The 24846-nt window shown below is 62.4% G+C and carries 21 protein-coding genes and 1 other RNA gene; 18 read left to right on the forward strand and 4 right to left on the reverse strand.

All coding sequences use genetic code 11. The annotated features are described in order from the left end of the window. Positions 1 to 127 precede the first annotated feature (127 nt). Positions 128 to 2857 (forward strand): LuxR C-terminal-related transcriptional regulator, encoded by a 2730-nt coding sequence (locus VRB54_RS04225; protein ID WP_338479641.1) that lies wholly within the window; start codon positions 128 to 130, stop codon positions 2855 to 2857. Between the two features lie 275 nt (positions 2858 to 3132). After that, positions 3133 to 3906, forward strand: a complete 774-nt coding sequence (locus VRB54_RS04230; RefSeq protein ID WP_338479642.1) for an OmpA family protein — start codon at positions 3133 to 3135, stop codon at positions 3904 to 3906. A gap of 69 nt (positions 3907 to 3975) precedes the next feature. Here the strand turns inward: VRB54_RS04230 and VRB54_RS04235 are convergent, their stop codons facing one another. From VRB54_RS04235 to VRB54_RS04250, 4 genes are all read right to left on the reverse strand, one after another. Continuing rightward, positions 3976 to 4557, reverse strand: coding sequence for a BON domain-containing protein (locus tag VRB54_RS04235; RefSeq protein WP_004371998.1), 582 nt, complete (start codon positions 4555 to 4557; stop codon positions 3976 to 3978). After that, positions 4554 to 5147 (reverse strand): phosphoheptose isomerase, encoded by a 594-nt coding sequence (locus VRB54_RS04240; RefSeq protein WP_007904374.1) that lies wholly within the window; start codon positions 5145 to 5147, stop codon positions 4554 to 4556. Before VRB54_RS04240 ends, VRB54_RS04235 begins: the two co-directional genes overlap by 4 nt. 92 nt (positions 5148 to 5239) lie before the next feature. Continuing rightward, positions 5240 to 5611 carry a YraN family protein gene (locus tag VRB54_RS04245; protein ID WP_338481047.1) on the reverse strand — a complete coding sequence of 124 codons (372 nt, stop codon included), beginning with the start codon at positions 5609 to 5611 and terminating at the stop codon, positions 5240 to 5242. Continuing rightward, positions 5611 to 7422, reverse strand: coding sequence for a penicillin-binding protein activator (locus tag VRB54_RS04250; protein WP_338479643.1), 1812 nt, complete (start codon positions 7420 to 7422; stop codon positions 5611 to 5613). The genes VRB54_RS04245 and VRB54_RS04250 overlap by 1 nt, the downstream gene beginning before the upstream one ends. A gap of 207 nt (positions 7423 to 7629) precedes the next feature. Between VRB54_RS04250 and rsmI the strand changes: the two genes are divergently transcribed. The 16 genes from rsmI to ftsA all read left to right on the forward strand — a co-directional run bounded on the left by rsmI (position 7630) and on the right by ftsA (position 24817). After that, a complete protein-coding gene (rsmI, locus tag VRB54_RS04255) occupies positions 7630 to 8502 on the forward strand; it encodes a 16S rRNA (cytidine(1402)-2'-O)-methyltransferase (protein WP_338479644.1) in 873 nt (290 codons plus the stop codon). A gap of 95 nt (positions 8503 to 8597) precedes the next feature. Continuing rightward, positions 8598 to 8948, forward strand: an RNA gene (rnpB, locus tag VRB54_RS04260) — RNase P RNA component class A. Between the two features lie 354 nt (positions 8949 to 9302). Continuing rightward, entirely contained in the window at positions 9303 to 9758 is a 456-nt protein-coding gene (mraZ, locus tag VRB54_RS04265) for a division/cell wall cluster transcriptional repressor MraZ (RefSeq protein WP_004371993.1), read from the forward strand. Next, entirely contained in the window at positions 9755 to 10702 is a 948-nt protein-coding gene (gene rsmH / locus VRB54_RS04270) for a 16S rRNA (cytosine(1402)-N(4))-methyltransferase RsmH (RefSeq protein ID WP_422396074.1), read from the forward strand. Before mraZ ends, rsmH begins: the two co-directional genes overlap by 4 nt. Continuing rightward, a complete protein-coding gene (gene ftsL, locus VRB54_RS04275) occupies positions 10699 to 10992 on the forward strand; it encodes a cell division protein FtsL (RefSeq protein WP_004371991.1) in 294 nt (97 codons plus the stop codon). The genes rsmH and ftsL overlap by 4 nt, the downstream gene beginning before the upstream one ends. Next, a complete protein-coding gene (locus VRB54_RS04280) occupies positions 10992 to 12734 on the forward strand; it encodes a peptidoglycan D,D-transpeptidase FtsI family protein (RefSeq protein ID WP_163000907.1) in 1743 nt (580 codons plus the stop codon). The genes ftsL and VRB54_RS04280 overlap by 1 nt, the downstream gene beginning before the upstream one ends. After that, positions 12734 to 14197 carry a UDP-N-acetylmuramoyl-L-alanyl-D-glutamate--2,6-diaminopimelate ligase gene (locus VRB54_RS04285; protein WP_338479645.1) on the forward strand — a complete coding sequence of 488 codons (1464 nt, stop codon included), beginning with the start codon at positions 12734 to 12736 and terminating at the stop codon, positions 14195 to 14197. Before VRB54_RS04280 ends, VRB54_RS04285 begins: the two co-directional genes overlap by 1 nt. Continuing rightward, positions 14190 to 15560 (forward strand): UDP-N-acetylmuramoyl-tripeptide--D-alanyl-D-alanine ligase, encoded by a 1371-nt coding sequence (locus VRB54_RS04290; RefSeq protein WP_338479646.1) that lies wholly within the window; start codon positions 14190 to 14192, stop codon positions 15558 to 15560. Before VRB54_RS04285 ends, VRB54_RS04290 begins: the two co-directional genes overlap by 8 nt. After that, on the forward strand, positions 15560 to 16642 hold the full coding sequence (gene mraY, locus VRB54_RS04295) for a phospho-N-acetylmuramoyl-pentapeptide-transferase (RefSeq protein ID WP_004371987.1): 1083 nt from the start codon (positions 15560 to 15562) through the stop codon (positions 16640 to 16642). The genes VRB54_RS04290 and mraY overlap by 1 nt, the downstream gene beginning before the upstream one ends. A gap of 6 nt (positions 16643 to 16648) precedes the next feature. Beyond that, complete coding sequence (murD, locus tag VRB54_RS04300) at positions 16649 to 17995, forward strand: UDP-N-acetylmuramoyl-L-alanine--D-glutamate ligase (RefSeq protein ID WP_338479647.1); 1347 nt, start codon at positions 16649 to 16651, stop codon at positions 17993 to 17995. Continuing rightward, positions 17992 to 19215 carry a putative lipid II flippase FtsW gene (gene ftsW, locus VRB54_RS04305; protein ID WP_422396075.1) on the forward strand — a complete coding sequence of 408 codons (1224 nt, stop codon included), beginning with the start codon at positions 17992 to 17994 and terminating at the stop codon, positions 19213 to 19215. The genes murD and ftsW overlap by 4 nt, the downstream gene beginning before the upstream one ends. Further along, on the forward strand, positions 19205 to 20275 hold the full coding sequence (gene murG, locus VRB54_RS04310) for an undecaprenyldiphospho-muramoylpentapeptide beta-N-acetylglucosaminyltransferase (protein ID WP_338479648.1): 1071 nt from the start codon (positions 19205 to 19207) through the stop codon (positions 20273 to 20275). The genes ftsW and murG overlap by 11 nt, the downstream gene beginning before the upstream one ends. Then, entirely contained in the window at positions 20268 to 21713 is a 1446-nt protein-coding gene (gene murC, locus VRB54_RS04315; protein ID WP_338479649.1) for a UDP-N-acetylmuramate--L-alanine ligase, read from the forward strand. Before murG ends, murC begins: the two co-directional genes overlap by 8 nt. After that, positions 21710 to 22666, forward strand: a complete 957-nt coding sequence (locus VRB54_RS04320; RefSeq protein ID WP_338479650.1) for a D-alanine--D-alanine ligase — start codon at positions 21710 to 21712, stop codon at positions 22664 to 22666. The genes murC and VRB54_RS04320 overlap by 4 nt, the downstream gene beginning before the upstream one ends. 3 nt (positions 22667 to 22669) lie before the next feature. Then, positions 22670 to 23539: a cell division protein FtsQ/DivIB gene (locus VRB54_RS04325; RefSeq protein ID WP_338479651.1), complete on the forward strand. Its 870-nt coding sequence runs from the start codon at positions 22670 to 22672 to the stop codon at positions 23537 to 23539. Positions 23540 to 23554: 15 nt separating this feature from the next. Beyond that, the gene (ftsA, locus tag VRB54_RS04330; RefSeq protein ID WP_057006830.1) at positions 23555 to 24817 is read left to right on the forward strand and encodes a cell division protein FtsA; all 1263 of its coding nucleotides are present in this window, start codon (positions 23555 to 23557) and stop codon (positions 24815 to 24817) included. The last annotated feature ends 29 nt before the right edge of the window (positions 24818 to 24846 follow it).

Below are 24846 nucleotides of genomic sequence, written 5' to 3' on the forward strand. Positions count from 1 at the left end.
CCCTCCCACATTTTTTGTCGCAGTTCTTTTTAAGGCAAATGTTGCAAAGATCTACAAGGCAGGCGCTTTTACCGCTAGTCTGCGGACATCTGCAATGCCGACAACAGCCTTATACAAGAGCCCGGCGATGACTGATCTGTCCCGAATCCAGGGGCCTGCCAGCGCGGTCATGCCGCCTCTGGAAGGTCGCTTCTACAGGCCTCCGCTGCCTGACGGCTACGTGCCGCGACCCCGCTTGTGCGAACGGCTGGGCGCTGGGCTCGAAGGGCGGTTGCTGCTGGTCAGCGCACCGGCAGGGTTCGGCAAGAGTTCGTTGGCGGTGGAGTTCTGCCAGGCGTTGCCGGCCCATTGGCAGAGCCTGTGGCTGGGATTGAGCGCGAGGGACAGCGACCCGGGCCGCTTCCTCGAACGGCTGCTCGAAGGCTTGCAGCACTATTTTCCGCAAATAGGCGCCCAGTCCCTGGGCTTGCTGAAAATGCGCCAGCGCCATCAGCCCTTTGCCTTTGAAGAATGGCTCGACGGCCTGCTCGATGAGCTGACGCTGCACCTGTCCACCGGTGCGCCGCTGTTGCTGGTGCTGGATGACTACCATCTGGCCCAGGGCCCGGTGCTGGACCGCTGTCTGCAATTTTTCCTCAACCACTTGCCCGATGGCCTGTTGGTGATGGTCACCAGTCGTCAGCGTCCCGATTGGCACCTGGCGCGGTTGCGTTTGTCCCGCCATCTGCTGGAACTCAACGAACAGGACCTGCGCCTGACCCATGCCGAATCCCTGGCGGTGCTGGACCACCACAGCAGCTCACTGCGCGGCGAGGCGCTGGAGAACCTGATTCGCCGCAGCGAAGGCTGGGTGGCCGGCCTGCGTTTCTGGCTGCTGGCCGCGTCCGAAGCCGGCAGCGAAGAGGCTTTGCCGCAGAGTCTGCACGGCGGCGAGGGACTGATCCGCGACTACCTGCTCGAAGAGGTGATCGACTGCCTGCCGCCTGAAGTGCAAGCCTTTTTGTTCGATACCGCCCCCCAGGAACGCTTCTGCAGCGAATTGTGCGACGCCGTGCGTGAAGCCCACGACAGCGCGGAAATCCTGCGCTACCTGCAATCGCACCAGGTGTTTCTCGTCCCGCTTGACGATCAGGGCCACTGGTACCGCTATCATCATTTGTTCTCCGACCTGTTGCGCACCCGGCGTGCCAGTGCCGCCGTGCTGCCGGCGGCGAGCCTGCATCTGCGTGCCTGTCGCTGGTTCAATGCCCAGGGCTTGATCGATGAGGCCGTGGAGCAGGCGCTGCGCGCGGGCCATCTGGATGTAGCGGCCAATCTGGTGCAGAACCTGTCCGAAGAACAGCTATTGGCCGAGCAGAATATCGGCATGTTGCTGCGCTGGAAAATGGACCTGCCCGACAGCCTGCTGATCAGTACGCCGCGCTTGATCGTGCTGTACAGCTGGGCATTGGGCCTGGCCTGCCAGTTGGATGCGGCAGAAGAATTGTCCAGCTACCTCAGTCGCTTTCTGCCGGCGCCGTCGGCCACGGCACAAAGGTCGATGCTGGCGCAGTGGCTGGCGCTGAGCGGTATCATCGCTCGGGGTCGGGGCGACCGCGAGTTGACCCAGCGTTATTGCAGCGAAGCGTTGGAGAGCCTGCCGCAGCGGCGTTATGGCCAGCGCCTGATATGCCTGTCGACGCTGTCCAACCTGGCCATCGTCGACGCCGATCTGTGGCACGCCCGTGGTCTGAACCGTGAGTCCCTGGAGCTGGCGCAACGCGTCGGCAACCCGTTGTTCGAGGCGCTGGCTCATTACGACCGCGCGCGGGTCTTGCAGGCGCGCGGCGAGATCCTGCGGGCCCTTGATGAGGTTCACCAGGGGCTGCAGCGCTTGAACGGCCTTGCGCCGCAACGGTTGTATGCGGTGCGCGCGCGGCTTTCGTTGTACGAAGGGTATCTACTGCTGATGCGCAATCAGTCCGACGCCGGTATCGCTCGCCTGCGCGCGGGCCTGACCGAGGCACGGGCGTGCCGCGATATCAGCGTACTGATCGGTCATTGCGTGATCGCCAGCTTCGAAGGGCGCCGTGCAGATTTCGCCAAGGCCTTTGCCGAACTGGCCGAGGCCGAGCGTCTGATGCATATCTGGGACGTACCGCCGATCTACTACCTGGCGATGATCACCCTGATCAAATGCGAACTGTGGCTGGCCCAGGGCCGCACCGACCTGGCCGAAGCCTGGCTGGCGCGGCTCGCGCAAACCTACAGTGGCGAGCATGCGGCCGCTGCGCCGGAATTTCATCCGCACCTGGCGCAGCATATCGAGCTGCAGCAGGCGACCCTCGATGCGATCCGCCATCAGCCCGATGCCGCACTGCAACGTCTCGACGATCTGGCGCAACACGCCCACGACAGCGGGCGGCAGATGATCGCCCTGCTGGCGCTGACCCAGCAGGCGCAATTGCTGCTCGACTGCGGACAGGAAGCCAAGGCGCGGCCGGTACTGTCGCGTGCACTCGAAGCGGGGGCGGGCGGCGCGCTGCTGCCATTCCAGCGACTGCTGGACGCGTACCCGGAGTGGATGCGCGAGCAACTGGGCAAAGACGCCCACGGCGTGCTCAATCAGGCCTTGCTGGCGCTGCTGCCGGCAACGCTGGCGCCAGATGCCACGCTTGCCCATGAAACCCTGAGCAATCGAGAGCTGGCGGTGCTGCAATTGATCGCCCTGGGCTGCTCGAACCAGGAGATCAGCAACCGGCTGTTTATTTCCCTGCACACGGTCAAGACCCATGCGAGCCATATCAACAGCAAGCTGGGGGTGGAGCGCAGAACGCAGGCGGTGGCGCGGGCGCAGGCGTTGAGGTTGATTGGTTAGCGGAAAAGGGGGAGGGGACAACCGGTTTCATGGCGCAATGATTCTGGCGACATTCGTCCGAAAAACGTATCGCCTTGCGCGCAGCGTTGCAGCAAAACCGCAGGCCGCGTTCAGCCTGAGTCTGCTACGGTCTGTAAAGCGACAAGAACGGGTTGCCCTCGATGCCCCTCGGCTAGCTGCCACGGAATCTTTGCCATTTGTCGCGTTCCAAACTCGGCACAGGCCAGTTGCCAATGTCCTCTGCATCACAGAATGCAAAAGTAGGAGCTCTCTACATGTTCACTCCGCGTCGTCTGCTTGTTGTCGCCACCGCCGTAGCCCTTTTGTCCGGCTGCGCTTCTCCTAATCCTTACAGCGGCAATCAGGGTCAGGCCAGCAATGGTTCCGAGGGCGGTATGAGCAAGACCGCCAAATACGGCGGCCTTGGCGCCCTGGCCGGTGCGCTGGCCGGTGCCGCCATTGACCACAACCATCGTGGCAAGGGCGCGCTGATCGGTGCGGCGGTTGCCGGTGCCGGCGCTGCCGGTTACGGCTACTACGCCGACCAGCAGGAAAAGAAACTGCGTGAAAGCATGGCCAACACCGGGGTTGAAGTGCAGCGCCAGGGTGACCAGATCAAGCTGATCATGCCGGGCAATATCACCTTCGCCACCAACTCGGACGCGATCGCCAGCAGCTTCTATCAGCCGCTGAACAACCTGGCCAACTCCCTCAAGCAGTTCAGTCAGAACACGATCCAGATCGTCGGCTACACCGACAGCACCGGCAGCCGCCAGTTGAACATGGACCTGTCCCAGCGTCGTGCCCAGAGCGTCGCCAATTACCTGACTTCCCAGGGCGTCAGCCCAGCCAACCTGAGTGCGCGCGGTGCCGGGCCGGATAACCCGATTGCCAGCAACGCCGATGTGAATGGCCGTGCGCAAAACCGTCGCGTCGAGGTCAACCTCGGCCCGATCCCTGGCCAGCAATACGGCCAACCTGCCGGTCAGCAGCAGGCGCCACAGCAAAACAACCAGTTCCAGGGCAATCCGTACCAGCAGTACCAATAAACGCTGGCCACTAAAAAGGGCGCCGTGCAATCAATGCACGGCGCCCTTTTTCATGGCGGCGGGTTTACATCAGTCGATGTATTCGAACACCTTCACAATCTTTTGCACGCCGGACACGCCCTGTACCAGGTTGGACGCGCGAGTCGCTTCCGCCTGGGTCAACAGGCCCATCAGGTAAACGATGCCGTTGTCGGTGACCACTTTGATCCGCGAGCCTGGCACCGCATTGTCGGTGAGCATCTGCGCCTTGATCTTGGTGGTCAGCAGGGCGTCGTTGCTGATGGCCAGCAGCGTGATCGGGTCCATGACCTGCAGCTCGTTGTGCACTTTCTTGACCCGCTGAACCGCCGAGGCGGCCTGTTCGGCCTGGGCCTTGAGGTCGGCGCGCGGCGTTTGCCCTGCCAGCAGCACAACGCCGTTGAAGCTGGTCACTACAATGCGCGAGGCGCCATTGCCCAGGTCGGTCGCGGCTTTGGCCACATTGACCTTGACCTTGGTTTCGATCAGCGAGTCATCAATGGTGCTGCCGAAGGTACGCGTGCCCCTGTCGTCCTGGATGGGGGTATCCCTTGTCGCGGTGATGGCCGTGCTGCAACCGCTGATGCCGAGGCACAGCGCAATAGTCACCAGGCTGAGTCGTTTAACGGTCATTCTTCACTCCCGAACAGTTGACTGTCGATCAGATCGCACAGGCAGTGGATCGCCAACAGGTGGACTTCTTGAATACGTGCGGTGACATTGGCCGGGACGCGAATCTCAACGTCTTCGGGCAGCAGTAGCGAGGCCATGCCGCCGCCGTCGCGTCCGGTCAATGCTACGACAATCATTTCGCGATCATGTGCGGCCTGGATCGCCTGAATAATGTTCGCCGAGTTGCCGCTGGTGGAAATCGCCAGCAGCACATCACCCGGTTGACCCAGAGCACGGATCTGTTTGGAGAAGATTTCGTTGTAGCTGTAGTCGTTGGCGATCGAGGTGATCGTCGACGAATCGGTGGTCAAGGCAATGGCCGGCAGGCTCGGGCGTTCACGCTCGAAGCGGTTGAGCAGCTCGGAAGAGAAATGCTGGGCATCGCCGGCCGAACCGCCGTTGCCGCACGAAAGCATTTTGCCCTCGTTGAGCAAGGCGTTGACCATGACCTGACTGGCTTGCTCGATGTGCGGTGCAAGTACGTCCATCGCCTGTTGCTTGGTGTCGATGCTGGCCTGGAAAAGCTGGCGAATTCGGGATTGCATGTCCATCTGTGTGACCTTAAGTAGCGCGGCTGTTTGGCACAGAAATGTGCAGCCCGCAAAGCAAAGAGCAAAAGTGTGGGGTGAAGATGCCCGGCGTATCAGCTGTCGAAGGCACTTTTGATCCAGTTCAGATCAGCCTTGCCAGACGGTGTGCTTTCTATGGCAACCACGTCGAAACGGCAGGGGGCGTCTGACCAGCGATGCTCCTTGAGCAGGAAAAACTGCGCGGCGAGTATCAGCTTCTGACGTTTGCGCCCGTCGATACTGGCGAGCGCGCCACCCCATTGTGCGTGTTTTCTGTAGCGGACTTCGACGAATACTACTGTATCGCCGTCAAGCATGACCAGATCAAGCTCTCCGCGTTTACACAACCAGTTCTGCGCCAGCAGGCGCAGACCCTGTTGCTGCAGGTAATTCAGAGCTTGCAGTTCGGCATCCTTGCCGCTTTGTGCGCTGGACCGCTCGGGCATCAGCGTGGGGTATCGGGCAGGCGCTGGACCTCGCCACCGACGAACTTCGCCCATGGCAGTTGGCGGTCAACGCGCTGGTTGGTGCTGATGCCCAGGCTACCCGACAGACCGTCAATGCGGCTGTCCGGCAGTGCCTTGAGCTGGCCCAGGCGCGGTGCCAGGCGGTAGGCATCGACGCCCATCGCGTACAGACGGCCGAGGCTGCCATTGGCTTGCGGCCACTGTGCAGCCACCTGGTTGCGCAGTGGATCGGTGGTGTTGAGCAGCCATGGTGTTTCGCAGAACATCACATTGGTCATGTCCAGGTACTGGTTTTTGTCACCGCTGGCGCTGAACACGTGGGACGTGGCATACACCGGCACATCGCCGGCGTACTGGAAATTCAGGGTCGGCTTGATCTGCTGGGCCAGTTGCGGCGGCACCGCCAGGAAAATGAACTCGATGTCCTGACGACGCGAAGGTTGGGCTGCGACGTCAGTACCTACAGTGTTCTGCAGGCTCTTGGCGCGGCCTTCGCTTTTGCGCAACTGGAACAGTTCGGCGATCTGCTGGGCGAGGGCGACCGGCTGATCGACGTACTCGACGCCCAGCACGGTACCGCCATTGGCTTCCCAATCCTCACGGAAGGCCTTGTAGACACGCTCGCCCCATTCGCCACGGGGCACCATCGCGGCGGCGCGGTGCAGGCCGTCGGCGCGGGCGCGGCGCGACACTTCGCGGGCTTCGTCTTCAGCCGCCAGACCAAACTGGAACAACTGCGCCGGGCTTTGATCGGCTTCGCTGTAGTTCAGCGCCAGGGTGGTGATTGGCAATTGAGGGCGCGCGCTGAGCTGCTTGACCAGCGGCTTCTCCAGCGGACCGACCACCAATTGCACGCCGGCCGCCTGGGCCTTGGCATAGAAGTCATCAAGGGAAGTCAGGCGCGAGCTGTCGTAGAACTCGATCACCGGCGCCTTCTGCCCAGCCTGTTCAGCCTGGTAGTGCGCAGCCATGAAGCCTTCACGCAGCGCCTTGCCGACGGCTGCCAGCGGGCCGTCCTGGGGCAGCAGCACCGCGATCTTGTTCAGGGGCTGGCTGGCCAGTTCCTTGAGCTTGGTCAGCGGCGTCGGCAACTGCACGGCGGCAGGATGGCCAGGGTTCTGCGCGCGCCAGGTGTCGATTGCCGCCTGTTGTTGCTCCAGGGTGCCGGCACCCTTGACCGCCTTGGCCAGGCTGATCCAACCGTCCAGCGTCGGGTTGCCACTGGCTTGCAGTTGCTCTGCCGGCAGTGCGGCAATCAGGGCCCAGATCGCGTCATGGTTGCTGTTGGCGGCATCGCCTTTGAGCAACGGTGCCATTGCCACGCGCTCGCGCGCAGCAGCGAGGGTCTGGCCATCGGCTTCATAGGCACGTGCATGCACGGTACCCGTACGCACCTGTTGCTCTGCGGGCAGTTGATTCAGGTTTTGCAGGCTTGGATGGTTCAGCGCGGCCAACGCTGCCTTGGGCTGGTTGCGCGCCATCGCCAGTTCGGCCGCCAGGGTGCTGGCAAAGACTTGCGGGGCCGGTTTGAGGGCGTCCAGGGGCACTTGCGCAAGAATCTGCGCCGAGCGGCCGGGGTTGTTCTGCCTGTAGGCCAGGTCGGCCGCGCTCAGGCGCAGCAGCGCAGCCTGTTCGGGCGTTTTGGCGGTAGTCGCCTGTTCGAGCAGTTGCTCGATACTGGCGTCCGGGGTCCGTGGAAGGTCGCCAAGGTTGGACGAGGGCGAGCTGGCACACGCGGCCAATAAGGCGGCGAGGCAGAGGGCGGAGAGCAGCCGCAGGCAAGCGATCATGTAAGTGTCCTGATACCGATCAAATTAGCGTGGAAGTGTACCCAAGCACTGGCCCAGGCGCGATGTTAGTGGCGTTAAAGCGTTGAATAAGGTCGTGCAAAAGGTGTTCATGACCACCGGCTGCCGAGCAGGCGCAGGCCGTGATGGCACATTCTCAGGGCATCTACGCGCTACAATGCGCATTTGCCAATCATCGAGGTGTGCGTTTTGACTGCTCCAGGTCCTTTGAATTCCACTGCAGGCTCGCTTTTTGTCGTGGCGACGCCTATTGGTAATCTGGATGACATCAGTTCCCGGGCGCTGAAAATCCTGCGTGAGGTCAAATTGATCGCGGCGGAAGACACGCGGCACTCACAGCGGTTGATGCAGCACTTTGGTATCAGCACGCCATTAGCTGCGTGCCACGAACATAACGAGCGGGAAGAGGGCAGTCGTTTTATCACCCGGCTGTTGGCGGGTGATGATGTCGCGCTGATCTCCGACGCGGGCACGCCACTGATTTCTGATCCGGGTTATCACCTTGTTCGTCAGGCGCGTGCCGCTGGTATCACTGTAGTGCCTGTTCCCGGAGCATGCGCTTTGATTGCTGCATTATCTGCTGCGGGTCTGCCATCGGACCGCTTTATCTTCGAGGGTTTCCTGCCGGCCAAGACGGTGGGCCGTCGTGCGCGCCTTCAGGCGGTAGAGGAAGAGCCCCGCACGCTGATTTTTTATGAGGCGCCGCACCGCATCCTTGAATGCCTGCAGGACATGGAGCTGGTATTCGGCGGTGATCGCCTGGCGTTGCTGGCGCGGGAGCTGACCAAGACGTTCGAAACCCTCAAGGGCTTGCCGCTCCAAGAGCTGCGCGCATTCGTCGAGGGCGACAGCAACCAGCAGCGCGGCGAGTGCGTGGTTCTGGTCGCGGGGTGGACCGCACCGGAGAGTGAGGACGCTGTCGGCAGCGAGGCCATGCGCATCCTTGATCTGTTGCTCAAGGAAATGCCGCTCAAGCGGGCGGCAGCCCTGGCAGCCGACATTACCGGGCTGCGCAAGAATGTCCTTTATCAGGTGGCGCTGGATAAACAGAAAGCCGAATAGTTCCGGGGGGAGGCGGCATTTCGTCAGAACGTGATGGCATTGCTGCACTTTTAATACTTGTCCTGAGGCCGCCGGGCCGTTAACCTTCTCGGCGGAGAGTCGATTGGACAGTCGCTGCCCTCTATGAAAATTAGGGGGAGGAAAGTCCGGGCTCCATAGGGCGAAGTGCCAGGTAATGCCTGGGAGGCGTGAGCCTACGGAAAGTGCCACAGAAAATAACCGCCTAAGCACTTCGGTGCCGGTAAGGGTGAAAAGGTGCGGTAAGAGCGCACCGCACGACTGGCAACAGTTCGTGGCTAGGTAAACCCCACTTGGAGCAAGACCAAATAGGGTCCCAAGGCGTGGCCCGCGCTGGGACCGGGTAGGTTGCTAAAGATGTCCAGTGATGGCCATCGTAGACGAATGACTGTTCAAGACAGAACCCGGCTTACAGATCGACTCTCCACCTTTTTCCTTCTGTCCGACTCTAGGACAGAAAACCGGTAGTAACGCAAGAATCCCTCCCTGCCAAATCATTGGCAGATGCGTCTTCGTAATACCAAAAAAATCTTACTCTTAATAAATCACTTTAACTTTTGGCTCTAGCTATTTGAGCTACTTACGCTTGATCAGCCAAAAACACCGTCGAACTCTGATTTCTCCTCCTTTAACGCTCCTAAATCTCCGTTCTGTAAGGCTTTTCCGCGTATTCGCGCCTTGACGGTGTGGTGGGCGCATTCCTATAGTGTGCGCAAGTGGCGGAAAGTGGCACAAAGTGGGTTTTTTGAACGTAAAACGCTAAAATTTGGAGAAACGCACCTGTGTTTCGCGGAGCTAATGCAATCAGTCTCGATGCAAAAGGCCGTCTCGCTATGCCGAGCCGGTATCGTGACGAGCTGATTTCGCGAAGTTCAGGGCAGTTAATCATCACGATTGACGCTGTTGACCCTTGTTTGTGTGTTTACCCGCTCGATGAGTGGGAGTTGATCGAAACCAAGCTGCGTGCCCTGCCTTCATTGCGTGAAGAAAACCGCCGTCTGCAGCGTTTGCTGATTGGTAATGCCGTCGACCTCGAGCTCGATGGCAGTGGTCGTTTCCTGGTGCCTCCGCGTTTGCGCGAGTACGCCCGGCTCGACAAGCGCGCGATGCTGGTTGGCCAACTGAACAAGTTCCAATTGTGGGACGAAGATGCCTGGGATGCTGTTTCCGCAGCTGACCTGGCGGCTATTCAACAACCGGGTGCCATGCCCGACGAACTGCGTGATCTGATCCTGTGACTATTGATAGCGGCTTTAACCACATCACCGTACTGCTTGACGAAGCCGTTGAGGCTCTCGCCGTACGCGCCGATGGCTGCTATCTGGACGGCACGTTCGGCAGGGGCGGGCATAGCCGCCTGATACTCAGCCAGCTCGGGCCCGATGGCAAACTCCTCGGGTTCGACAAAGACCCTCAAGCGATTGCCACCGGGCAAGCGCTAGCGGCCGAAGACGGCCGCTTTGTCGTTGTGCAGCGCAGCTTTGCCGAGCTGGGGGCCGAAGTGGCCGAGCGCGGCATGGCGGGCAAGGTGGCCGGGGTTTTGCTCGACCTGGGCGTGTCTTCGCCGCAGCTCGACGACCCGGAGCGCGGCTTCAGCTTCATGAACGACGGCCCGCTCGACATGCGCATGGACCCTACCCGTGGCGTCAGCGCTGCGCAGTTCATCGCCACTGCCCCGGTGGAAGAAATCGCCCGCGTATTCAAGGAATACGGTGAAGAACGCTTCGCCGGCCGCATGGCGCGTGCCGTGGTCGAGCGCCGTGAGATCCAGCCGTTCGAGCGCACCGCAGACCTCGCCGAGGTGCTGAAAGTCGCCAACCCCGCGTGGGAAAAGGGCAAAAACCCGGCGACCCGTGCGTTCCAAGGCCTGCGTATTCACGTCAACAACGAATTGGGCGATCTGGAAGCCGGCCTCCAGGCTGCTCTGGAAGCGCTGGAAGTGGGCGGTCGCCTGGTGGTGATCAGCTTCCACTCCCTGGAAGACCGCATCGTCAAACTGTTCATGCGCCGCCTGGTCAAGGGCGAGTCCGACAACCTGCCGCGCAACCTGCCGGTGCGGTTCGAAGCCTTTGTGCCGAAAATCAAAGTCCATGGCAAAGCGCAGTTCGCCTCCGAAGCTGAACTCAAGGCCAACCCACGTTCCCGTAGCGCTGTCATGCGCGTCGCGGAGAAGTTGCGGTGAGCAAGCTTTTCGCCAAACCCCTGCCGGGCGGCAGCTTCTTTATGTTGTTGCTGTTTGTCGGCGTGCTGGTGTCCGCTATTGCGGTGTCCTACAGCGCCCACTACAACCGTCAATTGCTCAATACCCTGTACGGGGAGCTGAGCGTGCGTGACAAGGCGCAGGCCGAATGGGGTCGCTTGATCCTGGAGCAAAGCACCTGGACGGCCCACAGTCGTATCGAGGTGCTGGCCACCGAACAATTGAAAATGCACATCCCTGGCGCGGCTGACGTACGCATGGTGGCGCCATGATGAAACTCGAGGGTGCACTTTACCCATGGCGCTTTCGCCTGATGCTCGGCCTGCTGGCCTTGATGGTGGGCGCCATCGCCTGGCGAATCATCGACCTGCAGGTGGTCGACCGTGACTTCCTGATCGGCCAGGGCGACGCTCGCAGCCTGCGGCATATCCCGATTCCCGCGCACCGTGGCCTGATCACCGACCGTAACGGCGAGCCGCTGGCCGTGAGTACGCCAGTGACCACGCTGTGGGCCAACGCCAAGGAGTTGCAGGTAGCCAAGGACAAGTGGCCGCAACTGGCCGCCGCCCTGGGTCAGGATCCGAAAGCCCTGGCCGAACGGCTTGAAGCCCAGGCCAATAAGGAATTCATCTACCTGGTGCGCGGCCTTACGCCCGAGCAGGGCCAGCAGGTGCTCGATCTTAAAGTCCCCGGTGTCTACGGCATCGAGGAATTTCGTCGTTTCTACCCGGCCGGTGAAACCACCGCGCACATGGTCGGCTTTACCGACATTGACGACCACGGCCGCGAAGGCGTCGAGCTGGCCTACGATGAGTGGCTGGCGGGCGTGCCCGGCAAGCGTCAGGTCATCAAGGACCGTCGCGGCCGCCTGATCAAGGACGTCCAGGTCACCAAGAACGCCAAGGCCGGCAAGCCTCTGGCGTTGTCGATTGACCTGCGCCTGCAATACCTGGCCAACCGCGAGCTGCGCAACGCGATCATCGAGAACGGTGCCAAGGCCGGCAGCCTGGTGATCATGGACGTGAAGACCGGCGAGATCCTCGCCATGGTCAACCAGCCCACCTACAACCCCAACAACCGTCGCAACCTGCAACCGGCGATGATGCGCAACCGCGCGATGATCGACGTGTTCGAGCCGGGCTCGACCATGAAAGCCATCTCCATGAGTGCCGCCCTTGAAACCGGACGCTGGAAACCCAGCGACAAGGTCGAGGTGTACCCGGGCACATTGCAGTTGGGCAAATACACCATTCGCGACGTATCTCGCACCGAAGGTCCGGTGCTGGACCTGACCGGTATCCTGATCAACTCCAGTAACGTTGGCATGAGCAAGGTCGCCTTCGATATCGGCGGCGAAACCATCTATCACCTGGCACAGAAGATCGGCCTGGGCCAACCCACCGGCCTCGACTTCCCCGGTGAGCGCGTCGGCAATCTGCCGAACTACCGTGACTGGAAAAAAGCCGAGACCGCCACGCTGTCCTACGGCTACGGCCTGTCGGTGACCGCGATCCAATTGGCTCACGCTTTCTCTGTATTGGCAAACAACGGCCGCATGGTTCCGTTGAGCCTGATCCACGTTGACGAGGCGCCGAAAGCCACCCAGGTGATACCGGAGAAGGTCGCCAAGACCATGCAGGGCATGCTGCAACAAGTGATCGAAGCGCCGCGCGGTGTATTCCGCGCCCAGGTGCCGGCTTATCACGTGGCTGGCAAGTCCGGTACCGCGCGTAAAACGTCGGTGGGCACCAAGGGCTACGCCGAGAACTCCTACCGCTCGCTGTTCGCCGGCTTCGGTCCGATGAGTGACCCTCGCTACGCCATCGTCGTAGTGATCGATGAGCCGAGCAAGGCCGGCTACTTCGGTGGTCTGGTCTCGGCGCCGGTGTTCAGCAAAGTGATGTCCGGCACCCTGCGCCTGATGAATATCACCCCGGATAACCTGCCGCCGACCCAGCAAGCCAACGCCGCACCTCCGGCCGCTGCTGTCAAAGCCAATGGAGGGCGCGGCTGATGTCTCTTAGCCTGAACAAGATTTTTGCCCACGCCGGCCGCGATCTGCTGATTCGCGAGCTGACCCTGGATAGCCGTAATGTCCGTGCCGGTGACCTGTTCCTGGCCGTGCCGGGTGGCAAGTTCGATGGCCGTGAACATATTGCCGATGCCTTGCAGCGTGGCGCCGCTGCGGTTGCCTATGAAGTGGAAGGCGCCACCGTGCTGCCGATCACCGACGTGCCGTTGATTCCGGTCAAGGGCCTGGCCCGGCAACTTTCGGATATCGCCGGGCGGTTTTACGGTGAGCCAAGTCGTCACCTCAATCTGGTAGGCGTCACCGGCACCAACGGCAAGACCAGCGTGACCCAACTGGTCGCCCAGGCCCTTGACCTGCTGGGTCAGCATTGCGGCATCGTCGGCACCCTGGGCACCGGCTTTTATGGCGCGCTGCAAAGCGGTCTGCACACCACGCCGAACCCGATTGCCGTGCAGGCAACCCTGGCCGACCTGAAAAAGGCCGGAGCCAGGGCCGTCGCCATGGAAGTGTCGTCCCACGGCCTCGACCAGGGTCGCGTTACCGCGCTGGCCTTCGACGTGGCCGTCATGACCAACCTGTCCCGCGACCATCTCGACTACCACGGCACCATGGAGGCGTACGGCGCCGCCAAGGCCAGGCTGTTTGCCTGGAACGACCTCAAGTGCCGGGTGATCAACCTGGACGATGACTTCGGCCGGCAACTGGCTGCGCAGCACAGCGAAGCGCGCCTGATCACCTACAGCCTGGAAGATTCCAGTGCGTACCTGTATTGCCGTCAGGCCCAATTCAATGACGAAGGTGTACGCGCCACCCTGGTGACGCCGCAAGGTGAGCACCACCTGCGCAGCACCTTGCTCGGCCGTTTCAACCTGAGCAACGTGCTCGCCGCTGTCGGCGCCTTGCTCGGCCTGGATTACGCCCTTGACGAAATTCTCAACGTGCTGCCAATGCTTGAAGGCCCAGCCGGACGCATGCAGCGCCTGGGCGGCGGCACGCAGCCGCTGGTGGTGGTCGATTACGCGCACACCCCTGACGCGCTGGAAAAAGTCCTGCTGGCCCTGCGCCCGCACGCCAAGGGCAAGCTGCTGTGCCTGTTCGGCTGTGGCGGTGACCGTGATCGCGGCAAGCGCCCGCTGATGGCCGGCATCGTCGAGCGCTTGGCCGACGGTGTGCTGGTGACCGATGACAACCCGCGCAGCGAAGACCCCGCGCGGATTTTCGATGACATTCGCCAAGGCTTCAAAGACACCGCGAACGTGACGTTCGTCGCCGGGCGCGGCGCCGCCATTGCCCAACTGATCGCCAGCGCCAGCGCGGACGACGTGGTGGTACTGGCCGGCAAAGGTCATGAGGACTATCAGGAAATCAACGGCGAGCGCCATGCCTTCTCCGACCTGGTCGAAGCTGAGCGTGCCCTGACTACCTGGGAGGCCGCCCATGCTTAAAGCCATGACGTTGCGCGAACTGGCCCAGGCCCTGTCGGCCCGGGTACTGTCCGGCGACTGCCGTTTCGACGGCGTCAGTATCGACAGTCGCAACATTACCCCCGGGCAACTGTTCGTGGCCCTGACCGGCCCGCGTTTCGACGGCCACGACTACCTGAACGACGTAGCCGCCAAGGGGGCCGTTGGCGCTCTGGTCGAGCGCGAAGTGACTGACGCTGCCTTGCCGCAACTGCTGGTCGCCGACACCCGTCTGGCCCTGGGCCAGTTGGGCGCACTGAACCGTGCCGCATTCGATAAACCCGTGGCGGCCATCACCGGCTCCAGCGGCAAGACCACGGTCAAGGAATTGCTCGCCGGCGTGCTGCGTACGCGCGGCCCGGTGCTCGCCACCCGTGGCAACCTGAACAATGATTTCGGCGCACCGCTGACCCTGCTCGAACTGGCCCCGGAACACACCGCCGCCGTGATCGAGCTGGGCGCCTCACGCGTCGGCGAAATCGCCTACACCGTGGCGCTGACCAAGCCCCACGTTGCCGTGATCAACAACGCCGGCACCGCCCACGTCGGTGAGTTCGGCGGCCCGGAAAAAATCGTCGAGGCCAAGGGTGAAATCCTTGAAGGCCTGGACGCGTCGGGTACGGCCGTTTTGAACCTCGATGACAAGGCCTTCGAGACCTGGCGCATCCGCGCCGACGGTCGCAAGGTGCTGACGTTTGCGGTGCTCAACGCCGCAGCGGATTTTCATGCCTCCAGCATCGCCGCCGATGCGCGTGGCTGCCCATCCTTCACCTTGCACACGCCACAAGGCAGCGTGCATGTGCAACTGAATCTGTTGGGTAACCATAACGTCGCCAACGCGCTGGCTGCTGCCGCCGCCGCCCATGCCCTGGGCGTCTCGCTGGCCGGTATTGCCAGCGGCCTGGGCGCGGTGCAGCCGGTCAAGGGCCGCACGGTCGCGCAATTGGCCGGCAACGGCATGCGCGTGATCGATGACACCTACAACGCCAACCCGTCTTCCATCAACGCGGCGGTCGACCTGCTCAACGGCTTTGCCGGGCGCAAGGTGCTGGTGCTGGGGGATATCGGTGAGCTGGGCGACTGGGCCGAGCAAGGCCATCGCGAAGTCGGCGCGTATGCCGCCGGCAAAGTCGACGCGCTCTACGCCGTGGGCCCGAATATGGCCCACGCCGTCGCGGCCTTTGGTGCCGGCGCGCAGCATTTCACGACTCAGGGCGAGTTGATCCAGTCGCTGACGGCGGCTGAACAAGACCCACATACAACCCTTTTGATCAAGGGATCGCGCAGCGCGGTGATGGAAAACGTCGTCGCAGCTTTGTGCGGTTCCAGTACGGAGAAACATTAATGCTGCTGCTGCTGGCTGAGTATCTGCAACAGTTTCACAAAGGCTTCGCGGTCTTTCAGTACCTGACCCTGCGCGGGATTCTCGGTGTGCTGACCGCGTTGTGCTTGTCGCTGTTTTTGGGGCCGTGGATGATCCGCACCCTGCAGAACCTGCAAATTGGTCAATCGGTGCGCAATGACGGCCCGCAGTCGCACCTGTCCAAATCCGGCACGCCCACCATGGGCGGCGCATTGATCCTGTCGTCCATCGGCATCAGCACCTTGCTCTGGGCCGACCTGCACAACCGCTACGTGTGGGTGGTGCTGCTGGTGACCCTGTTGTTCGGTGCCATCGGCTGGGTCGATGACTACCGCAAGGTGATCGAGAAAAACTCCAAGGGCCTGCCGAGCCGCTGGAAGTACTTCTGGCAGTCGGTGTTCGGCCTGGCTGCGGCGATCTTCCTGTACACCACTGCGCCAAGCGCCGTGGAAACCACCCTGATCATCCCCATGCTCAAGGACGCCAGTATCCCGTTGGGCATCGGCTTCGTGGTGCTGACCTACTTCGTGATCGTCGGCTCCAGCAACGCGGTCAACCTGACCGACGGCCTCGACGGCCTCGCGATCATGCCGACGGTGATGGTGGGCGGCGCGCTCGGCATCTTCTGCTACCTGTCGGGCAACGTGAAATTCGCTGAGTACCTGCTGATTCCCTACGTACCGGGCGCGGGTGAGCTGATCGTATTCTGTGGCGCGCTCATCGGCGCGGGCCTGGGGTTCCTCTGGTTCAACACCTACCCGGCGCAGGTCTTCATGGGCGATGTCGGCGCACTGGCGCTGGGCGCCGCACTGGGCACCATCGCCGTGATCGTGCGCCAGGAAATCGTGCTGTTCATCATGGGCGGTGTGTTCGTGATGGAAACCCTGTCGGTGGTCATCCAGGTGGCGTCCTTCAAGTTGACCGGGCGCCGCGTGTTTCGCATGGCGCCGATTCACCACCACTTTGAACTCAAGGGCTGGCCCGAGCCACGCGTGATCGTCCGTTTCTGGATCATCACCGTGATTCTGGTCCTGGTCGGCCTTGCCACCCTGAAACTGAGGTAGAAACGAGTGTCCCTGATCGCTTCAGACCACTTCCGCATCGTTGTCGGCCTCGGCAAGAGCGGCATGTCCCTGGTTCGCTTCCTGGCGAACCGGGGCACGTCGTTTGCCGTGGCCGACACGCGGGAAAATCCACCGGAGCTGGTCACGCTGCGCCGTGACTACCCGCATGTGGAAGTGCGTTGTGGCGAACTGGACGTCGAGTTCCTGTGCCGCGCCGATGAGCTCTACGTGAGCCCCGGCCTGGCCCTGGCGACCCCCGCCCTGCAAGCGGCGGCGGCACGTGGTGTGAAACTGTCCGGCGATATCGACCTGTTTGCGCGTAACGCCGAAGCGCCGATCGTGGCCATCAGCGGTTCCAACGCAAAAAGCACCGTGACCACCCTGGTGGGCGAAATGGCCGCTGCGGCCGGCAAGCGCGTGGCGGTAGGCGGCAACCTTGGCGTGCCGGCGCTGGATTTGCTCAGCGACGACGTCGAGCTGTACGTGATGGAACTGTCGAGCTTCCAGCTGGAAACCACCCACGACCTGGGCGCCGAAGTCGCCACCGTGTTGAACGTGAGTGAAGACCACATGGACCGCTACAGCGGCCTGCCGGCCTATCACTTGGCCAAGCACCGGATTTTCCGCGGTGCACGGCAAGTGGTGGTCAACCGCCAGGATGCCCTGAGCCGTCCACTGATGGGCGAGGGCCTGCCGTGCTGGACCTTCGGCCTGGGCAAACCCGATTTCAAGGGCTTCGGCATTCGTGAAGAGAACGGCGAGAAATACCTGGCCTTCGAATTCCAGAACCTGATGCCGGTGCGCGAGCTGAAAATCCGTGGCGCCCATAACCAGTCCAACGCTCTTGCGGCCCTGGCGCTGGGGCATGCCGTGGGCCTGCCGTTCGACGCCATGCTGGCGAGCCTGCGCACCTTCGGCGGTCTCGAGCATCGCTGCCAGTGGGTACGCGACCTCGACGGCGTCAGCTATTACAACGATTCCAAGGCCACTAACGTCGGCGCGGCACTGGCGGCCATCGAAGGCCTGGGCGCCGATATCGACGGCAAGCTGGTGCTGATCGCCGGTGGCGACGGCAAGGGCGCCGACTTCAAGGACCTCAAGGCTCCGGTCGCCGCCCATTGCCGCGCCGTGGTGTTGATGGGCCGGGATTCGGGCCTGATCGCCGCCGCCCTTGGCAACGATGTGCCACACGTACGTGCCGCCTCCCTGGACGACGCGATTGCCCAGTGCAAGGCCCTGGCCCAACCGGGCGATGCGGTGCTGCTGTCGCCGGCGTGCGCCAGTTTTGACATGTTCAAGAACTATGAAGAGCGCGGCCAGTTGTTCGCCCGCGCCGTGGAGGCTTTGGCATGAGCCTCAACCTGAGAAACATCATCAAGCCGTACCCGTCGCCGATCATCACCGGGCGGGGCATCGACCTCGATTTCCCGATGCTCGCCGGCTGCCTCGCGCTGCTGGGCCTGGGCTTGGTGATGATTACCTCGGCGTCGTCCGAAGTGGCCGCCGTGCAGTCGGGCAACACGCTGTACATGATGATCCGTCACCTGGTGTACCTGGTGATCGGCCTCGGCGCATGCATCGTCACCATGATGATCCCCATCGCCACCTGGCAACGCCTGGGTTGGCTGATGCTGATCGGCGCGTTTGGCCTGCTGATCATGGTGATCCTGCCCGGCATCGGGCGCGAGGTGAACGGTTCGATGCGCTGGATCGGCTTCGGCGCGTTCAACGTGCAACCTTCGGAAATCGCCAAGGTGTTCGTGGTGATCTACCTCGCCGGCTACCTGGTGCGTCGCCAGAAAGAAGTGCGCGAAAGCTGGATGGGCTTCTTCAAGCCGTTCATCGTGCTGCTGCCGATGGCCGGCCTGTTGCTGATGGAACCCGACTTCGGCGCCACCGTGGTGATGATGGGCGCGGCGGCGGCGATGCTGTTCCTTGGCGGCGTCGGCCTGTTTCGCTTCACCTTGATGGTGGTGCTGGCGGTGGCTGCGGTCACCGTGCTGGTGCAGGCGCAACCCTATCGGATGGCTCGTCTGATTACCTTTACCGATCCCTGGTCCGATCAGTTCGGTTCCGGTTACCAGTTGACCCAGGCGCTGATTGCCTTCGGTCGCGGCGAGTGGCTGGGCGTGGGCCTGGGCAACAGTGTGCAGAAACAGTTCTACCTGCCGGAAGCCCACACCGACTTCGTATTCTCGGTACTCGCCGAAGAGCTCGGCGTGGTCGGCTCGCTGTGCACCGTCGCGCTGTTCGTGTTCGTGTGTGTGCGCGGCATGTACATCGGCTTGTGGGCCGAGAAGGCCAAACAGTATTTCGCCGCTTATGTGGCGTACGGCTTGTCGTTCCTGTGGATCGGCCAGTTTCTGATCAACATCGGCGTGAACGTCGACCTGCTGCCGACCAAGGGCCTGACCTTGCCGTTCCTCAGTTACGGCGGCAGTTCGTTGGTGATTTGCTGCGCGTGCCTGGGCCTGTTGCTGCGCATCGAGTGGGAGAGTCGAACGCACCTGGGCAGCGAAGAGATGGAGTTCAGCGAAAGCGACTTCGCCGAGGAGCCGACCCATGGGCGCTAATGTGCTGATCATGGCGGGCGGCACCGGGGGCCACGTGTTCCCGGCCCTGGCGTGTGCGCGTGAGTTCCAGAACCGTGGCTACAGCGTGCACTGGCTCGGCACACCGCGTGGCATCGAAAACGAACTGGTGCCCAATGCCGGCTTGCCGCTGCACCTGATCAATGTCACCGGCCTGCGCGGCAAGGGCAAATTGTCCCTGCTCAAGGCGCCGTTCGTCTTGCTCAAGGCGGTGTGGCAGGCACGCAAGGTCATCCGTCAATTGCAGCCGGTGTGCGTGCTCGGTTTTGGTGGTTATGTGACCGGCCCTGGCGGCGTGGCGGCAAAGCTCGCCGGCGTGCCGGTGATCGTGCACGAACAGAACGCCGTCGCCGGCACCGCCAATCGTCTGCTGGTGCCGTTGGCGGCGCGTGTGTGCGAGGCCTTCCCGAAGACCTTTGGCGCCTCGGACAAATTACGCACCACCGGCAACCCGGTGCGCACCGAGCTGTTCATGGGCATTGCCCGTCAGGCACTCGCAGGGCGCAAGCCGCACCTGCTGATCCTTGGCGGCAGCCTGGGTGCTGAACCGCTGAACAAATTGCTGCCTGAAGCGCTGGCGCAACTGCCCGTGGACCTGCGTCCCGAGGTGTTTCATCAGGCCGGCAAACATCACGATGAAGTCACCGCCCAGCGTTATCGCGAGGCGGGTGTGGAGGCTGATGTGCAGCCTTTCATCAAAGACATGGCCCATGCCTATGGCTGGGCCGACCTGGTGGTCTGCCGCGCTGGTGCGCTGACCGTCAGTGAACTGGCCGCCGCCGGTCTGCCGTCGCTGCTGGTGCCTTTGCCCCATGCCATCGACGATCACCAGACCCGCAACGCCGAATATTTGGCCGGGGAGGGCGCTGCCTTCCTGCTGCCGCAAAGAACGACTGGCGCCGCCGATTTGGCCGCACGCCTGACCGAGGTTTTGATGCAACCGGAACGACTCAACAGCATGGCGAGCACCGCAAGCCGCCTGGCCAAACCTGACGCAACCCGTACCGTGGTCGATATCTGCCTGGAGGTGGCCCATGGTTGAGAATCAGAAAGCCATGCCGCAACCCGAAATGCGCCGCATCCGTCGCATCCACTTCGTCGGCATCGGCGGTGTGGGCATGTGTGGTATTGCCGAAGTGTTACTGAACCTGGGCTACCAGGTGTCCGGCTCGGACTTGAAAGAGTCGCCGGTGACTGATCGCCTGAAAACCTTCGGCGCGCAGATCTTTATCGGTCATCGTGCCGAGAACGCCGCCGAGGCTGACGTACTGGTGGTGTCCAGCGCCGTGAACACGTCCAACCCGGAAGTGGCCACTGCCCTTGAGCGCCGCATCCCGGTGGTGCCGCGTGCCGAAATGCTCGCCGAGCTGATGCGCTACCGTCACGGTATCGCCGTGGCCGGCACCCATGGCAAGACCACCACCACCAGCCTGATCGCCTCGGTGTTCGCCGCCGGTGGTCTGGACCCGACTTTCGTTATCGGTGGCCGCCTGAATGCAGCCGGCACCAATGCCCAGCTCGGCACCAGCCGCTACCTGATCGCCGAAGCCGATGAAAGCGATGCGAGCTTCCTGCACTTGCAACCGATGGTCGCCGTGGTCACCAACATCGACGAAGACCACATGGCCACCTACGACGGTGACTTCAACAAGCTGAAGAAAACCTTCGTCGAGTTCCTGCACAACCTGCCGTTCTACGGGCTGGCGGTGCTGTGCCTGGATGATCCGGTGGTGCGTGAAATCCTGCCGCAGGTGAAACGTCCGACCGTGACCTACGGCTTCAGCGAAGATGCCGACGTGCGTGCAATCAACGTGCGCCAGGAAGGCATGCAGACCTACTTCACCGTGCTGCGCCCCGACCGCGAGCCGCTGGATGTATCGGTCAACATGCCGGGCAACCACAACGTGCTCAACTCCCTGGCAACCATCTGCATCGCCACCGATGAAGGCGTCAGTGATGAAGCCATCGTCGAAGGCCTGTCGCGTTTTGCCGGCGTTGGCCGCCGCTTCCAGGTCTACGGCCAACTGCCGGTGGAAGGCGGCGACGTGATGCTGGTGGACGACTACGGTCATCACCCCACCGAAGTGGCAGCCGTGATCAAGGCCGTGCGCGGTGGCTGGCCGGAGCGCCGACTGGTGATGGTCTACCAGCCGCATCGCTACAGCCGCACCCGCGATCTGTATGACGATTTCGTCAATGTATTGGCCGATGCCAACGTGTTGCTGTTGATGGAGGTCTACCCGGCCGGTGAAGAGCCGATTCCGGGTGCCGACAGCCGCAAACTGTGCAACAGCATCCGCCAGCGTGGGCAGTTGGACCCGATCTACATCGAGCGTGGCGTGGACCTGGCGCCGATCGTCAAGCCGCTGCTGCGTGCCGGCGACATTCTGCTGTGCCAGGGTGCCGGTGACATCGGTGGCCTTGCCCCGAAATTGCTGGCAAGCCCGCTGTTTGCGTCCGCAAAGGGGGCGTCGAAATGATCACCGACTACGCCTCCCTGTTCTCCACCATCACGCCTGCCGACTTCGGCCGCGTGGCCGTGTTGTTCGGCGGCAAGAGCGCCGAGCGTGAAGTGTCGCTCAAGTCCGGCAACGCAGTGCTCCAGGCGCTGCAGAGCGCCGGTGTGAACGCTTTCGGTATCGATGTGGGCGATGACTTCCTCGCGCGTCTGCAGGCCGAAAAAATCGACCGTGCCTTCATCATCCTGCACGGCCGTGGCGGTGAAGACGGCAGCATGCAGGGCCTGCTGGAATGCGCCGGCATCCCTTACACCGGCAGCGGCATCCTCGCGTCGGCACTGGCGATGGACAAGCTGCGCACCAAGCAGGTTTGGCACAGCCTGGGCATTCCGACGCCGCGTCACCGTGTGCTGCGCAGCGAAGAAGATTGTATTTCTGCAGCCAAGGAACTGGGCCTGCCTTTGATCGTCAAACCAGCCCATGAAGGCTCCAGTATCGGCATGGCCAAAGTGAACTCGGCCGCCGAATTGATCGACGCATGGAAAGCGGCCAGTACCTACGATTCGCAAGTGATGGTTGAACAGTGGATCCAGGGTCCCGAGTACACCATCGCCACCCTGCGTGGCCAGGTATTGCCGCCCATCGCATTGGGCACGCCCCACACCTTTTACGACTACGACGCCAAGTACGTGGCTTCCGATACCCAGTACCGGATCCCTTGCGGCCTTGACGCAGACAAAGAACAGCAATTGATGGACCTCACGGCCAAAGCCTGTGAGGCGCTGGGTATCGCCGGTTGGGCGCGGGCAGACGTGATGCAGGATGACCAGGGCAACTTCTGGTTTCTGGAAGTCAACACGGCGCCGGGCATGACCGACCACAGCCTGGTCCCCATGGCAGCCCGTGCCGCCGGTCTGGATTTCCAGCAGTTGGTGCTGGCGATCCTTGCCGAAAGTATTGAGCCAAGAGGCTAAGACATGAAAGGCGCATCGCTTCGTCATCAGCCCTCCCAAGCACCGAGCCGCAAGCCGGTGCCACGGGGTGCCAGCCGCATGGTGGCCAAAGAGCCGATGTCGGCGCGCCTGCCGAAAGCCAATTTTGGATTCCTCAAGGCGCTGTTCTGGCCGGTGCTGCTGGTAGTGCTGGGCTTTGGCACCTATGAAGGTGCGCAGCGGCTGTTGCCGTATGCCGACCGGCCGATCACCAAAATCAGCGTGCAGGGTGACTTGAGTTACATCAGCCAGCAGGCGGTACAGCAGCGCATCGGCCCGTACCTGGCGGCGAGCTTCTTTACCATCGACCTGACCGGGATGCGCTCGGAGCTGGAGCAGATGCCATGGATCGCCCACGCCGAGGTGCGCCGCGTCTGGCCGGACCAGGTGACGATCCGCCTGGAAGAACAATTGCCGGTGGCGCGTTGGGGCAACGAGGCGCTGCTGAACAACCAGGGCCAGGCGTTTACCCCGCGTGAGCTGGCCAACTATGAGCACCTGCCGCAGCTGTTCGGGCCGCAGCGGGCGCAACAGCAAGTGATGCAGCAGTACCAGGCCTTGAGCCAGATGCTGCGGCCGCTGGGCTTCTCCATTGCACGCCTGGAACTGCGTGAGCGGGGCAGCTGGTTTTTGACCACCGGGGCAGGCAGTTCCGGCCCGGGTATCGAGTTGTTGCTGGGACGCGACCGCTTGGTGGAGAAGATGCGCCGTTTCATTGCCATCTACGACAAGACCTTGAAAGAACAGATTACGAACATTGCGAGCGTCGACCTGCGTTACGCCAACGGCCTGGCCGTCGGCTGGCGTGAACCGGCTGCGCCGACGACAGACAAACCCGCTGTCGCGAAGAATTAAGAAGAGGCAGGACCCATGGCAAACGTGCAAAGCGGCAAAATGATCGTCGGTCTCGATATCGGCACCTCCAAGGTGGTGGCGCTGGTCGGTGAGGTCGGTGAAGACGGCGTGATCGAGATCGTCGGTATTGGCACGCATCCGTCCCGGGGCCTGAAGAAGGGCGTGGTGGTGAACATCGAGTCCACCGTGCAGTCGATCCAGCGCGCCATCGAAGAAGCGCAGCTGATGGCAGGTTGCCGAATTCACTCGGCGTTCGTCGGCGTGGCCGGCAACCATATCCGCAGCCTGAACTCCCACGGCATCGTGGCGATCCGCGACCGTGAGGTCAGCGCCGCCGACCTTGAGCGCGTACTCGATGCCGCCCAGGCCGTGGCGATCCCGGCGGACCAGCGTGTGCTGCATACCCTGCCGCAGGACTACGTGATCGATAACCAGGAAGGCGTGCGTGAGCCCCTGGGTATGTCGGGCGTGCGCCTGGAAGCCAAGGTCCACGTGGTGACCTGCGCCGTCAACGCCGCACAGAACATTGAAAAATGCGTGCGTCGCTGCGGCCTGGAAATCGACGACATCATTCTGGAGCAACTGGCTTCGGCGTATTCGGTACTCACCGACGACGAGAAAGAACTGGGCGTGTGCCTGGTCGATATCGGCGGTGGCACCACTGACATTGCAATCTTCACCGAGGGTGCGATCCGTCACACCGCTGTGATCCCAATTGCGGGCGATCAGGTCACCAACGACATCGCGATGGCGTTGCGCACACCGACCCAGTACGCCGAAGAAATCAAGATTCGCTACGCCTGCGCCCTGGCCAAACTGGCTGGCGCCGGCGAGACCATCAAGGTGCCAAGCGTGGGCGACCGTCCACCGCGCGAGCTGTCGCGCCAGGCCCTGGCCGAAGTGGTCGAGCCGCGCTACGACGAGCTGTTCACCCTGATTCAGGCTGAACTGCGCCGCAGCGGCTATGAAGACCTGATCCCGGCCGGCATCGTGCTGACCGGTGGCACCTCGAAGATGGAAGGCGCGGTCGAACTGGCCGAGGAAATCTTCCACATGCCGGTGCGCCTGGGCGTGCCCCATGGCGTCAAAGGCCTCGGCGATGTCGTGCGCAACCCGATTTATTCCACCGGTGTGGGCTTGCTGTTGTACGGGCTGCAAAAGCAGACCGACGGCATCTCCATGTCGGGCCCGAGTATCCGTGACAGCTACCGCAGCGACGACGAAGCGAAAGCGCCGTTGTTCGAGCGGCTGCAGGCTTGGGTCAAAGGCAACTTCTAACGATTTACCGCAACACCGCAGCAAAGCAG

It is taken from the genome of Pseudomonas trivialis (assembly GCF_036864995.1).
GTDB lineage: Bacteria > Pseudomonadota > Gammaproteobacteria > Pseudomonadales > Pseudomonadaceae > Aquipseudomonas > Aquipseudomonas trivialis.